Annotated in this window: 9 protein-coding genes and 1 tRNA gene; 3 read left to right on the top strand and 7 right to left on the bottom strand. The window is 36.6% G+C overall.

The window, feature by feature from the left end; translation table 11 throughout:
• Positions 1 to 1,180: 1,180 nt before the first annotated feature.
• From fabI to fabA, 3 genes are read right to left on the bottom strand one after another with little or no spacing between them, the layout of a single operon-like run.
• Positions 1,181 to 1,999 (bottom strand): enoyl-ACP reductase FabI, encoded by an 819-nt coding sequence (gene fabI / locus ACFIO5_RS00140; RefSeq protein WP_375634021.1) that lies wholly within the window; start codon positions 1,997 to 1,999, stop codon positions 1,181 to 1,183.
• Positions 2,000 to 2,047: 48 nt separating this feature from the next.
• Positions 2,048 to 3,268 (bottom strand): beta-ketoacyl-ACP synthase I, encoded by a 1,221-nt coding sequence (gene fabB / locus ACFIO5_RS00135; protein WP_375633704.1) that lies wholly within the window; start codon positions 3,266 to 3,268, stop codon positions 2,048 to 2,050.
• Between the two features lie 57 nt (positions 3,269 to 3,325).
• The gene (gene fabA / locus ACFIO5_RS00130; protein WP_273722474.1) at positions 3,326 to 3,835 is read right to left on the bottom strand and encodes a 3-hydroxyacyl-[acyl-carrier-protein] dehydratase FabA; all 510 of its coding nucleotides are present in this window, start codon (positions 3,833 to 3,835) and stop codon (positions 3,326 to 3,328) included.
• Positions 3,836 to 4,072: 237 nt separating this feature from the next.
• Between fabA and irrA the strand changes: the two genes are divergently transcribed.
• Positions 4,073 to 4,585, top strand: a complete 513-nt coding sequence (irrA, locus tag ACFIO5_RS00125) for an iron response transcriptional regulator IrrA (protein WP_375612837.1) — start codon at positions 4,073 to 4,075, stop codon at positions 4,583 to 4,585.
• Between the two features lie 46 nt (positions 4,586 to 4,631).
• On the opposite strand, the gene ACFIO5_RS00120 is transcribed toward irrA, so the two are convergent.
• From ACFIO5_RS00120 to ACFIO5_RS00105, 4 genes are all read right to left on the bottom strand, one after another.
• Positions 4,632 to 5,192, bottom strand: a complete 561-nt coding sequence (locus ACFIO5_RS00120) for an SH3 domain-containing protein (RefSeq protein WP_375697327.1) — start codon at positions 5,190 to 5,192, stop codon at positions 4,632 to 4,634.
• 1,541 nt (positions 5,193 to 6,733) lie between these two features.
• Positions 6,734 to 6,967 (bottom strand): 30S ribosomal protein S21, encoded by a 234-nt coding sequence (gene rpsU, locus ACFIO5_RS00115; RefSeq protein ID WP_375617550.1) that lies wholly within the window; start codon positions 6,965 to 6,967, stop codon positions 6,734 to 6,736.
• Positions 6,968 to 7,154: 187 nt separating this feature from the next.
• Positions 7,155 to 8,828, bottom strand: coding sequence for a formate--tetrahydrofolate ligase (locus tag ACFIO5_RS00110; RefSeq protein WP_375705039.1), 1,674 nt, complete (start codon positions 8,826 to 8,828; stop codon positions 7,155 to 7,157).
• 689 nt (positions 8,829 to 9,517) lie between these two features.
• Positions 9,518 to 9,594, bottom strand: a tRNA-Arg gene (locus ACFIO5_RS00105).
• 367 nt (positions 9,595 to 9,961) lie between these two features.
• Here ACFIO5_RS00105 and ACFIO5_RS00100 point away from each other — a divergent pair.
• Together ACFIO5_RS00100 and ACFIO5_RS00095 are read left to right on the top strand one after the other, a co-directional pair.
• Positions 9,962 to 11,101, top strand: coding sequence for an efflux RND transporter periplasmic adaptor subunit (locus ACFIO5_RS00100; RefSeq protein ID WP_375633707.1), 1,140 nt, complete (start codon positions 9,962 to 9,964; stop codon positions 11,099 to 11,101).
• Positions 11,098 to 14,235, top strand: coding sequence for an efflux RND transporter permease subunit (locus ACFIO5_RS00095; RefSeq protein ID WP_375633708.1), 3,138 nt, complete (start codon positions 11,098 to 11,100; stop codon positions 14,233 to 14,235). Before ACFIO5_RS00100 ends, ACFIO5_RS00095 begins: the two co-directional genes overlap by 4 nt.
• Positions 14,236 to 14,421 lie beyond the last annotated feature (186 nt).

The following is a 14,421-nucleotide window of genomic DNA, read 5'->3' as shown; positions in this document are numbered from 1 at the left end:
ACTCCCAAGTCTAATTCGCGACGGTGACCGTAAATAGTGTAACGATAAAGCCATTGTGCACATCCCCATTTTTACGTTTATGAAGGAGGAAGCCGATCATCATTACACCCCCCAATGTTGAGACAGCTCTAGGTACTTGAAGCTGTTCAGTAGAGATATTTAAGCCTTTTATTTTCTCACATATCAATTCTGTTTTTTATATGCAAGAAATGATTTTTGGAATTATAACTTTGAAAGTCTAAGATTGAAAAAAATGTTATTGTGCTTGTTTGTGGCTGTCATTTAAACTGAAAGAATAATCTGATTATAAAGATAATAAATTGGTTTATATGAATAATTTATTTTTGTATTGAATTAATTAAAAATATGCGTTTACTTGTCACAAGTAGATTAATATGTGGATAAAAATTATTAAAGATACTTCTAATGAATCATCTCAAGTGTTGTTTCAATATTAGAACATGGCAAGTAAAATGACGGTGTCGGTTTGTCATCTGTATAAACATTAAAATGGTGGTGAAAAAAGGATTTTATGTACTTCACAGGGATTTTTATACGTTTTACAGGTACCATTGTGAAATGGAATGGCGTGCATTGAGCGATATCTTTAAAAAAATGCATGAAAGAGCAACCGCTATAGTATTTTTGGGCGTTCTATTTTACCTGATACATTAGAAGAAATGCTTTCATTAAAGAATATAGTAAGATTAATGATTGATTTCTTTACGCCTTCATATTCATCCTAAATTAGATTGTATTTGCGTTTCAAGAATAAATCAAACGGTAGGAATATTTTTTTCAATTTGCTACACAAAAGCTGAAACTAAGGATTTTAATAATTCTCTAATCTCTTTTTCAAACTACGATGGCATGAGGGCTGGGGATTGATTTATAAGCAACGACAAAAGCGTATGCTTTAGTAAGGTAAATAACGTCATAAAATACAAAATTTATCAACCATGGATTGAAGAAATATTCCGGATTTTTATAAAATATTTTGCGAAACAGGGCATCGTACATCTGGTTTTGTATTGACTTATTCTTACAAATATTTGCACATATTCCTTACGTCATATTATTATAAGTCAATACACTATTATATAGCTGAGAAAGTACTCAATACCCGATTAAAGCACTATGCACATGATTGATTTTATTTTTTAGTGCAATGAAATAAAATTTATCCTTCTTGGGAATCGTCACTTTTTTTCAGTTCTTCAAGTATTGGCATAGACATGATGTTATATCCTGAATCAACATAATGAATTTCACCTGTAACACCTGATGATAAGTCAGAGAGTAGATAAAGAGCAGATTTTCCAATTTCATGAATATTTACGGTACGCCGTAATGGGGCATTACGCCGTTGATGTGAAAATATTGCACGTGCAGCTGCAATACCATTACCTGCTAAAGTTCTAACAGGACCAGCGGAAATCGCATTGACACGGATATTTTGAGGACCAAAGTCCGCAGCTAAATAACGTACCATAGCTTCTAAAGCTGCTTTAGCAACACCCATGATGTTATAATTAGGCACAACTTGCTGTGAAGCACCATAGGTAAGAGTTAAAAGTGTTCCTCCATTGGGCATAAGCTTACCGGCGCGCTGGGCAATTTCAGTAAAGGAATAAGCTGAAATAACCATCGTGCGTTGAAAGTTTTCACGTGTTGTAACATCAACGTAACGCCCTTTTAGCTGAGTTTTATCTGAAAAACCAATGGCATGGACAATAAAATCAATTGTTTTCCATTCTTTTTCAAGTTGCTCAAAGACGTAATCAATATTTTCACTTTTTTCAACGTCACACTCTAGCACTAATTTGCAGCCAAGTTTATCTGCTAGGGGATGAACACGTTTTCCAAAAGCATTTCCTTGATAAGTCAACGCTAATTCCGCTCCTGCTTGTGCGAGCTGACAGGCAATGCCCCAAGCAATTGAATGGTCATTCGCAATTCCCATAATAAGGCCGCGTTTGCCCTCCATCAAACCTTTCATATTATTCTCCGTAAGACCGTACTTTTTTCAATTACTAAGAGCTTTTGTTTATACATAACGTTGGAAAACAAGCGTTGCATTGGTACCGCCAAAGCCAAAAGTATTCGACAATACGGTATTCAGTTGTTGATGATCACGTCGTTCACGAACGATTGGCATATCAGCAAAAGCTGGATCAAGTTCTTCAATGTGGGCACTTTCACAAATAAAATTATGATTCATCATTAACAATGTATAAATTGCTTCGTGAACACCTGCTGCTCCCAAGGAATGTCCTGTTAGAGACTTGGTAGCGGAAATGGGGGGGCATTGATCACCTGCTCCAAAGATACGACGGATAGCTTCTATCTCAGGAGGATCACCAACAGGAGTTGCTGTCGCATGGGGATTGATATAATCAATTTTATTATTGACTGTTGCAAGAGCCATGCGCATGCATCGTTCTGCTCCCTCTCCTGATGGGGCAACCATATCATGTCCATCGGATGTCGCACCGTATCCAACGATTTCTCCGTAGATTTTTGCACCACGTGCTTTAGCAAGTTCTAAATCTTCAAGGACTAAAACGCCAGCCCCTCCAGCAATGACAAAACCATCACGATTAACATCATAAGCACGTGAAGCTTTGTGAGGGGTGTCATTATATCTGCTGGACATAGCGCCCATGGCATCGAATAAAACAGATAGTGTCCAATCCAAATCTTCGCAGCCACCGGCAAAGATGCGCTTCTGTTTACCATATTGAATCATTTCGTAAGCATTACCAATACAATGATTGGAGGTAGCACAAGCTGAAGAGATTGAATAATTGATCCCCTTTATTTTAAAGAAAGTTGCTAATGTTGCAGATGCTGTAGAACTCATCGCTTTAGGGACAACAAAAGGTCCAACACGTTTTGGACCTTTTTGGCGTGTAATGTCAGCAGCTTCTACGATTGAATGTGTTGAAGCACCTCCAGAACCCATAATAATACCCGTGTGTTCGTTCGACACTTCATGCGGTTCTAGACCCGCATCAGCAATTGCTTGATCCATGGCGATGTGATTCCATGCTGTTCCACGCCCATGAAAACGTAGAGCACGTCGATCTACGAGTTCTTCTATATTAATATCGGGCTTGCCATAAACTCTGCTACGAAAGCCTAATTCAGCATATTGAGGTGCGTAAGAAATTCCGGATTTTGCTTCACGTAAACTGGTTAAAACAGCTCCAGGGTTATTTCCAATTGCGGAGACAATTCCCATTCCGGTTACAACAACTCGACGCATTCATACCTCCTCGTTCCATACAGAATAGTGAAAAGTTCTTTCTGACGGAAATAACGTTCAATCTTCTTTGAATAAAGCAACGCGTAAATCGTTCGCCTTATAAATAGTCTCTCCATCTGCTTTTAGCCACCCATCAGCTATTCCTAAGACTAAATTTCCACGTCGAATACGCTTAAAATCTATTTCATATTCAAGAATTTTGGTTTGTGGAGTTACCATCCCTGATAACTTTACTTCACCTGTTGATATTGCTCTTCCTTTGCCTGGTTCGCCTAGCCAACCAAGAAAAAAACCTGTTAATTGCCACATACCATCCAGTCCGAGACATCCTGGCATGACGGGATCGCCTATAAAGTGACAATTAAAGAACCACATGTCTGGTGTAATGTCAAATTCAGCGCGAACCATTCCTTTATCGTATTTACCATCAGTTTCACTAATTTGAGTGATTCGATGAATCATTAACATTGGCGGTGCTGGCAATTGCGCATTACCTCTACCAAACATTTCGCCGCGAGCGCAGCTTAGAAGCTCTTCATAAGTGTAGCGAGACTTTTGTTCAGCCATTGTTACTCCATTTATTTGCATATATCTTTATTTCTATTTCTGCGCTTTTCCCAACCTACTTTTAGAGCAAATTTTAAAGAGAGGGAAATGATTTTATATCATTTTTAATGACAAAAGCCTTTTTTTATGTATTCTACATAGGTAATTATTTAAAAATGGAATACAAGATTACACCATACTATTCCCATTTTTTTGTATTTTGATCTTATTTAGCAGGAATATATTTGGGTTTGTAATATGTCAGTGAGTGCAGACAATTTAGATATGAATGAAGAGCAGCAGTTCACAAAAGAGTGTGGAAAAATTGTGCAATATTATTCCATTTCTATGTTAGAAAAACATTTGCGTCAAAATGGTCTGCGTCCAACACGTCAGCGGTTGGAACTTGCACATATGATTTTTTCTCAAGGAAATCGTCATATTACTGCTGAAGAGCTCTATGAGGAAGCGGTGAGGGCAGGTGTACCTGTATCTTTAGCAACGGTTTATAATACGCTTCATCAATTTACGGAAGCGGGATTATTACGGATTATTGCCGTAGAAGGCTCAAAAACTTGGTTTGATACCAATACCTCTGATCACTACCATTTTTATATAGAAGGCGAAAATCGTATTCTTGATATTCCTTATAATTTGGAAGAAGCTCCCATTATTAGAAATTTGCCTAAGCCACCAGAAGGTATGGAAATTTCACATGTTGATTTAATCGTGCGATTGAAACCAAAAAATCAATCTTGTGATAGGCAGTGAGGATATTCAATGAGGAATAAAAATTAAACTTGTTGAGTTTGAGTATTCACCAACCTTTTACTTTTTCATCAGGATAGATTCCCCATAACTGGGGTTGCTGAAGCCATCCACGTGTATTATTAATGTTTAGTTCGCACCATTGTCCATCACATTGGAGGATATTACCAATGACGTTAGGTTCTACTTCCGCCACAAGTTCTGCGTTGTCGGTGGGTTTTTTTCGTAGCATCAGCCTTTTTGTTTTATCTTTTTGCCATGGAATAGTTATAGCAGTTCGCTTTCCCGATAAAAGCGATTGATACACCCATCCCTCATCGCCTTCTGCATCACGAATTTTGCGCCATTGATCATATTCTTGAATGATTTCAATAGGTAAGCCCTTCTTTTTGTAGGTGAAAATGATAGAATAGTTGCTTCCTGGTCCGACGCGTACATTAACGCTGGTGGGTTTAATCGAAGCAAATCGCGGAAGTGGTAAACCACTGGGCCCTAAATTTTGATTAAATGTTTGTGCATGCAACAAATGAGGTGAACCCAATACAATGACTATTGCTATTAAGATACATGATATGAGTATTGAAACGCGAAACCAACGAGAATTTTGCACACCGAACTCCTTTATTTCGTCATATATTGGAAATTTAAAATCTGAAAGATAAGACTGGAAACTGATAAAAAGTATGACACATTGCTCGTTAAAGAGATCTAAACGATGAAAAAATTGCTACAAAAATATCAAAATAAGGAAAACAAAAGGTTTGTATTTCTTAGTGCTTATCTTGTTTATGAGGGGGTAGATATAAATAAACATGAGATTTTTATGTAGCTGTAGGCGTGATAAAACAGTAAAGTATACTGGAGCCTTAGCAGTTGTTGTACAGGAAATTAGGGCTAAAGTATTGCATCTCTTTTCTGAGTTTGTTTCTCAAAGTAAAAGTGCATGTATGCATATTATGAACAAAGAGCTGTTCAGTAAAGGGATTATTGTGTGGCTTGAAAAGAAGTTTTGAATGAACAAAATAATACGATAAATAAAACATTTAAGCGTAAAAATATGAGCAACATTTATAGAGTAGATTGATATATGAAGGGCTAACAGGATACTTTTTCGTGATAATTCATTTATAAAATTTGCTACACTCTAATCTTATGCCATGATAATGCTTATCCGTATGGTAGATAAGCTGGCTTCATCGTTCTATTTACCAGCTTTCAATGTTATGCTATTCCTATTATTTATGGTATTCATAAGAAGCCTTTTTGTTTTTTCTTAAATAGCTTTTATTCTATTTGCGGACGAATCCCGCTTATGATGTACAAGAAAATAATCTTCATTGATTCAATATGAGAAAGTGTTGAGAAACTTTAACTCGTTATTTAAATTTTAAAAACATTTCCATCAAAAATGGTAATAAAAGGCACATTCATCCATATTAAAACACAGTGTTTTCTCTGTTTATTGTCAATTTTTTTTCTCTAACTCAGTATAGAAGAAAGTTGAATGAAATAGAAAGGCTTATTCGATACACTGATGAGGGTAATTACATAAGTGATGAATAGAAGAAATTTATCAAGAAAAAAGAATCTATAGTGCAGTGGTTGAAATTCGTCATCCTTTAGAGAGACAGAATCAAGAGATATAAAAAGTTATGGAATTATATCGTTTCGTTACATAACTGAAGGGAAAGAGGATTATGAATTTGATATTATATTTTACACACAATCGCATATTGCGATAGTTATTTTTGTTTTGTAATCAGACCTAGGATGATCGAAAGATGTAGAATATTTAATGACAAAAAAGAAATTCATCATGAAACTTGTACATAAGAAGCAGTGATGTAAGAGATATCCAGAAGGAGAAAATTATAGCGAAAAGTGATAATAAAACACCCCGCACTCAATTTACATAGGAAAAAGTCGCTTAAATACCTCAAGTGTAGTTTGTTATCTATTTTTTGAAATATAAGAGTGAAATAAAAACCACCTCTATGATAGAAATCTTATTATTTTCAAATAACTAACATATTAGATAACATTGTACACAAAAACCTCCACATAAGCAATTTATTGCAATCAACTATGAAGATAAAATTTTCTAGTAGTTTACTATCTATTGCTTATGCAATTATATAATATTATAATATATTACTTTACCGCAACAGTTCGTCCGTTACTAACAAAACCTTCTCTTTGTGCACGCTTACGAGCAAGCTTACGTGTACGACGAATAGCTTCAGCTTTTTCACGAGCACGCTTCTCAGATGGCTTCTCATAATAAGTACGCATTTTCATTTCACGGAAGATACCTTCACGCTGCATCTTTTTTTTCAACGCACGGAGCGCTTGGTCAACATTATTATCACGAACGAGTACTTGCACTATCTATCCTGCTTTTTTCAGTGTCATAAATGATAGGAAAAAACCTACGTCCTTTTAAAGGCATATCCAAAAGGACAAACGCTTATATCATATAAATAAGACATTTGTCTATATCGCTTTTTAAAATTCTATTTTTTTTATAATAAAACGCTTTTTATAATGAATGATAGAATTTACGGTTATAAATTTATGAAAGTCCTTGTATTTGATCATTTTCGTCAAGATGAATTTTTTCAGCCGTGGGATAATGGGGTAGTCCCGGCATGGTCATAACATCTCCACAAATGACAACAATAAAGCCGGCTCCCGCACAGAGACGAACTTCTCGTATGGGAATTTCAAAATCAACAGGAGCGCCGTATTGCTTGGGATCAGAAGAAAAAGAATAAGGTGTTTTTGCCATACAAATAGGGTAGACGCCAAAACCTTCTTTTTCCCAAGTTTCAAGTTGTTTGAGAATAGGGGCTGGGATGATGGCGCCACGTCCACCGTATAGCTTTGTTATAATACAATTAATTTTTTGAACGAGTGGAATATCATCTTGATAGAGAACTTTAAAATCAGAATCGTGCTTTTCAATCAAGGTAACGAGTTCTTGTGCAAGTTCTATAGCGCCTTTTCCACCTTGTTCCCAATGCTTACAGATAATAGCTTTGTGTCCAGTTGTTGCAACTATTTTTTGTAATGTTTTTATTTCAGCATCGCTATCGCTGTCAAAATGATTGATAGCCACAACACAAGGAATACCGTAGTGCTTCATATTTTCTATGTGTCGTAAAAGATTGGCAGCTCCTTTTTCTAAAGCGGTAATATTTTCTTCTGTCAGGTTATTTTTATCCAGACCACCGTTCATTTTTAATGCACGAATAGTTGCGACGATCACTGTAGCATTTGGTATAATACCTGCTTGCCTACATTTGATATTGAAGAACTTTTCTGCTCCAAGATCTGCTCCAAAACCTGCTTCTGTGACAACATAATCAGCAAGTTTTAAAGCAGTTTTTGTTGCTATAATTGAATTGCAACCATGAGCAATGTTGGCAAAAGGTCCTCCATGAACGAGAACAGGATTATTTTCAATTGTCTGTACGAGATTGGGTTGTATAGCATCTTTTAGAAGAACTGCCATTGCACCTTCCGCATTAAGATCAGCAACGGTGATGGGCGTTTTATCATAACGATAAGCAACAATAATTTTCTTGAGTCTTTGTGTGAGGTTTTCTAAATTTTCAGAGAGACAAAGAAGCGCCATAATTTCTGATGCAACAGTAATATCAAAACCTGTTTGGCGTGGAAAACCATTTGTTATGCCCCCCAATGAAATGACAATATCGCGCAATGCACGATCATTCATATCAAGAACGCGTTTCCAAACAATGCGACGTGGATCAATGTTTAGAGTGTTTCCCCAATAAAGATGATTATCTATCATTGCGGCAAGAAGATTATGAGCAGCTGTAATAGCATGAAAATCACCGGTAAAATGTAAATTAAGGTCATCCATTGGAATGACTTGCGCATAACCACCACCAGCAGCACCACCTTTTACACCAAAACAGGGACCTAAAGATGGTTCTCTCAAGGTAGCTATTGTTTTTTTACCAATAAGATTAAGAGCATCACTTAGTCCAACTGTTGTTGTTGTTTTGCCTTCTCCGGCAGGTGTAGGATTGATAGCTGTGAGAAGGATAAGTTTACCATCTGGATTTTTATTAAGCGATTTTATGTATTCAGAAGAAATTTTAGCTTTATCATGACCATAGGGAATGAGATTTTCATGTGAGATACCAATTTTTTGTGCAATTTCAATAATATGTTGCTTTTTAGCAGTGCGAGCAATTTCAATATCAGTTTTAGGCATGGAAAAATTCTTTAAACTTAGCTTTTATTAACGTTTGGGATCTGTACCCCATGGATTAATTAGAAAAATTCATAGAGAACAGAAAAATATTAAGATATCATAGAAATCGATGATATGCCATGCAAGAGATAATGCTAAAGAAGCACAAGAAGAGTTTTATTGTTTTTTAGGAAAAAGAAGCTTTGGTTTGCAACAAATGCTGATGATATTAATGGATACCATAAGTGTTTCATAGTAGTACGTTTGAGAAGTAGTTTATTTATTCTTTCCAACAACACACTGAAAAAGTTTCACATGGTGGTAAACCGGAATTTATGGCGGCACATCTGAAGTCCCTCTTAAGATGGGACTGCTAGGAATAAAATATCCAGAAGCATCCAGTTATGGAATAATTAGAAATAAGCACGTAAAAAATTACCTAACTGAGTAGAGAGTATAATCCGGAAGAGACCAAAAACAAGCGCATAGATTGAAAAAAGAAAACAACAACACACGCTACTCATGCAATCGCTACGATTATAAGCTAATAAAAGCACCTTAGAGCTGAATTGAAGGACTCATAACATCTTATTTTAGCAAAATGGCTAAAGAAACGACTCACAACAAAATGAAATGACAAAATACAAAATAACAAATCACAAAATAAAGAATTTAAAAAGTCTGACTTTATAAGAAGATATTGTTGATGATGGCGCACCCGAAGAGATTCGAACTCCTGACCCCCAGATTCGTAGTCTGGTGCTCTATCCAGCTGAGCTACGGGTGCATACATTTCAATTTTTTACATTGTCTAAGACAAAGGGTTCCTAATCGTTTCATTAAAGAAATGCAAGTGAAACTTGGATAGTAATAAAAAAAATTTCTCTTTTTTATGAGATATTTTAAAAAAAGATATAATATATTATGGCTTCAGTTGGTTTTGATATGAACATTTTTTTATCATGACCATACAAAGCAATATGAACGATAGTTAACTTGACGTTTTAATCTATGAAAGATAGTCAAGCAGAGATGAGATGTGTTTTTTGCGGTGGGGGTAAGATATATACACCCGCTGTTGGGTTTTTGTGTAAAACGCCGATATTACTGTTGAAAACTATTTCAGATGAAGATGGCACAGCAAGGGCGGATGTATGGCGTTATTAAAAAAGAGCTTTCCATTGGTGTTTTTAATCGTTGTTTTAACGGTTACCTATTGGGCTGGAAAAAAGAGTGCGGACCAACCCATTTCTATGGTGGATAAAACAAGAGTATCGGATAAAGCTTCAAATGAAAAAATGGGAAGGCCACCGGTAAATGTTGTCGTTGATCTTGTAAAAGTTCAAGATCTTTATGAACAACTTAACGTTCTTGGGAGTGGAAAAGCTCTTGCAGAAGTCGAGCTTACCCCTTTATCCTCAGGTGTTATTGATAAGCTTTTTGTATCAGCGGGTACAAAAGTACAAGCCGATGATGTGATTGCAAAGCTTGATTCTAAAAAAGAAGAAATAGCGGCTGCAAAAGCAAAAGTGCAACGTGATAACAATGCGTTAACGCTTTCGCGCATTCTTAAATTACGCGCCAGCAATACAGCAACGGAAGTTCAAGAAATTATGGCACGCTTAGAGTTGGATAACGCAAATTTAGTTTTGCGTAATGCTGAATTAGATCTCGATCGGCGAACAATTCGAGCACCGATTCCTGGAGTTGTTGGTATTTTGCCCGTTGATGCGGGGAATAACGTGGACCTTAATACTGTAATAGGCCGTATTGAGAATAGAGAACGTATTTTGGTCGATATATGGGCCCCTGAACGATATGTGTCGCGCATCCATAAAGGAGATGAGGTAACGGCAACGTTAATCGCGCAGCCAGATAGATCTTTTGTTGGTCATATTTATGCGATTGATAATATCGTTGATCCAGAAAGTCGCACACTTCATGTTCAGGTTGAAATCAATAATGAAAAAGATACGCTCATGTCTGGTATGTCCTTTTCTGTTTCCTTGCAGTTTCATGGTGGTTCTTTTCCTGTCGTTAATCCTCTTGCAGTTCAATGGAATAGTAAAGGATCATTCGTTTGGCGTGTGAGAGAAGGAAAAGTAGAGTCTATTCCCGTAACAATTATTCAGCATAAAGCGGATCAGGTTTTCGTGAAAGCTCCCCTAGAAAATGGTGATCAAGTTGTCATTCAAGGGGTGCAAATGCTTTATCCAGGAAGTAAAGTAACTATTGATGATCCAAAGTCTCTTCAACAGCAATTATCAGTAGGTTATGGAACGGATATACAATGAGCCAAGAATTGAGCACAAAACAGCCTACGTCAAAGGTGGAGCAAGGTGGTCTCATTACCTTATTTATTCGCAGACCGGTTTTTACTCTTGTTTTGAATGCTATGATCATCATTGCAGGATTTGCAGCATGGTTAAATGTTGATGTAAGAGAATTACCCGATGTTGATACTCCCGTAACAACGATTGTGACGATGTTTTCTGGTGCATCGGCGGAAACAATTGATCGTGAAGTTACAAAAATTATAGAAGATGCTGTTTCTCGTGTTTCAGGTGTTAAGGCGATTTCTTCAACGTCTTCTTTTGGACGCTCCCGTGTGAAGATTAACTTTAATGTCGGTGTTGATTTGAATGTTGCTGCATCTGATATTCGTGATGCTCTCTCTCGTGTTACCTATTCTTTACCGAAAGATGCGGATTTGCCTTTGATTATTAAAGCAGATTCGAATGCTGCTGCCATGATGTATTTGGTTGTAACGTCACCAACAATGAGTGTTGATGATTTAACCACGATTGTAAACGATCAGATTGTTGATGCTATTTCTGCTGTTGATGGTGTTGGTGATGTACAGGTCGATAGTGCTCGCACAAAGATTTTTCAGATTGATATAGATCAAGCAAAACTTGCAAGTTATGGATTAACTGTAGCAGATATTTCACGTGTTCTTGCTGATATGACAACAGATGTGCCAGTAGGGTCATTACGCAATTCTAAGCAAACTTTAGTTGTACGTGCTACTGCACGTTTAACAACACCAGAATCTTTTGAACAAGTTGTTTTAAAGCCTCATGTGCATCTTGGTGATGTTGCGCATGTTACTTTATCGCCGGATATAGAAACAGTTATTCTTCGTATCAATGGAAAGACAGGTATTGGATTAGGTATCGTGCGTAAAGCACAATCCAACACTCTTAATATTTCTGAAGGTGTGAGAGCCGTTGTTGATAATCTCAAAAGTATTGTTCCTTCTTCTGTAAATATAGACGTTATTAATGACGATGCAATTTTTATTAAAAGCGCTCTTCATGAGGTTGAAGTTGCTTTGGTCATTGCTATTTTGAGCGTTATCTTGGTCATTTTTCTTTTTCTCAGAGACATTCGTGTAACGCTGATACCTGCTTTATCTCTTCCTGTCGCTTTGATTGGTACCATTGCAGCTATTTATCTTGTAGGGTTTTCATTGAATATTCTCACATTTTTAGGACTTGTTTTAGCAACAGGGCTTGTTGTGGATGATGCCATTGTTGTTCTTGAGAATATTGTTCGGTGGCGCAACATGGGATTAGGTTCCAGAGCAGCAGCGGTGATAGGAACACGTGAAGTATTTTTTGCTGTTTTAGCAACAACATTGACATTAGTGGCTGTGTTTGTTCCTATTTCCTTTCTTCCTGGGCAAGTTGGAGGACTTTTTAGAGAATTCGGTTTTGTTTTGGCAATTTCTATTTTGCTTTCTTCAATTGTTGCTTTAACGCTTTGTCCCATGTTGGCTTCACGTTTTCTCAAAGAACATATTGAGGAGAAAGAGGAAAAGTCCCATCATTATTTTACTTTTTTATATAAATTAGGTACTTTTTTTCATAAGGCATATACGTACAGTTTGCATAAGTGTTTAGAAAAACCTTGGGCTGTTGTTTTTGCTTCACTTATTTTTGGGGGGCTTTGTATTGGGGGCTATATGAAACTGCAACAGGAATTAACGCCAGCAGAAGATAGAGCTCTTATCTTTTTGGTTATTAATGGACCACAAGGTATTTCGACACAATATTTGAACGAGCAGGTAGAGCAAATTGAAGCAAGTCTACAGCCATTACGTGATGCAGGGGAGATTGCTAACAGTTACTCTATCGCGGGTATTGGAGGTTCACCCAATACTGCTTTTTTGATTTTATTGCTTTCATCTTGGAATAAACGTTTACGTAGTCAGCAAGAAATCGTGAAAGATGTTAATGCAAAGGTTAAACAGTTTCCCGCAGTTTTTGTGTTTGCTGCGCAGGGAAATTCTCTAGGTGTGAGTGGAACTGGGCAAGGGTTGCAATTTGCAATTCTTGGCAATGATTATGCAACATTACAACCCATTGCTGATAAGCTGGTTAGTGCTTTACAAGATGATCCGCGTTTTATTCGCCCACGCCTTACTGTTGATGCAACACAACCGCAATTTTTTATTGAAATCAATCGAAAAAAAGCCTCCGATTTAGGGATTGATATCACGAATTTGGGCGATACATTACAAGCAATGTTGGATGGTAAAAAGATTGGTTCCATTAACGTGGATGATCATTCTTACGATGTTAAATTGATATCGCGTACAAATTCTATGAAGAGTCCTAGCGATTTAGAAAATATTTTTTTAAAAACCAAAGACAATCGATATGTTCCTTTATCGGTTATTGCGCGTTTACATGAAAAAGCTATTGCTCCCCAACTAAAACGGGAAAAACGCATGAGTGCTGTTATTTTAAGCGCAAATCTTGCTCCAGATATTGCTTTAGGGGAAGCTTACCAAACTGTACAGAAAATTGCTTCTCCTTTGTTATCGAAAGGAACCTACTTGGTTCCTTTAGGGGAAGCCGAAACGCTTAATGAAACATCTTCCAATTTTATGATTGTTTTTGGCATTGCCTTTTTGATTATTTTATTGATTTTGGCTGCTCAGTTTGAAAGCTTTATTTCAGGATTCATTATCATGGCCACTGTCCCATTAGGGATTGGTTGTGCTGTAATTGCTATGCTATTAAGTGGTGTAAGTCTTAATATTTACAGCCAAATTGGATTAATTTTGTTAATTGGTGTTATGGCAAAAAATGGTATTCTCATTGTTGAATTTGCAGATCAATTACGCGATCAGGGAAGAAGCGTGCGTGAAGCCGTAGAAGAAGCAGCAAACATTCGCCTTCGTCCAGTTTGTATGACAATGATTTGTGCCATTTTAGGAGGTATTCCTTTGGTTTTGGCCAAAGGTGCTGGCGCAGAAGCTCGTATAGCTTTAGGTTGGGTTATCGTTGGTGGCTTAGGTTTAGCAACTATTTTTACGCTTTATGTTACACCGGTTGTTTATCTTTTTTTAGGGCGTTTTATAAGACCAAAAGCAGAAGAAAATTTACGTTTAACAAAAGAACTCAATCAAGTTAAATGATGTATATGATAGAAAAGATTTGAAAGTTTATTCTTGTAAAAATATCATTTTCGGATCTTATCCTTTATATTTTGTATATTCCTTCATTTTTATGTGAGCAGTGAAAATAGCGATCAATAAAGGAGATGCTTTCTGCTTTGTTATTGTTTGGGCATAGATTTCATTATCAATAACCGTATAGGATAA

This window comes from Bartonella sp. AA86SXKL (assembly GCF_042196885.1).
The sequence above is the reverse complement of the archived record's forward strand: the minus strand, read 5'-3'. Positions and strand labels throughout refer to the sequence as shown.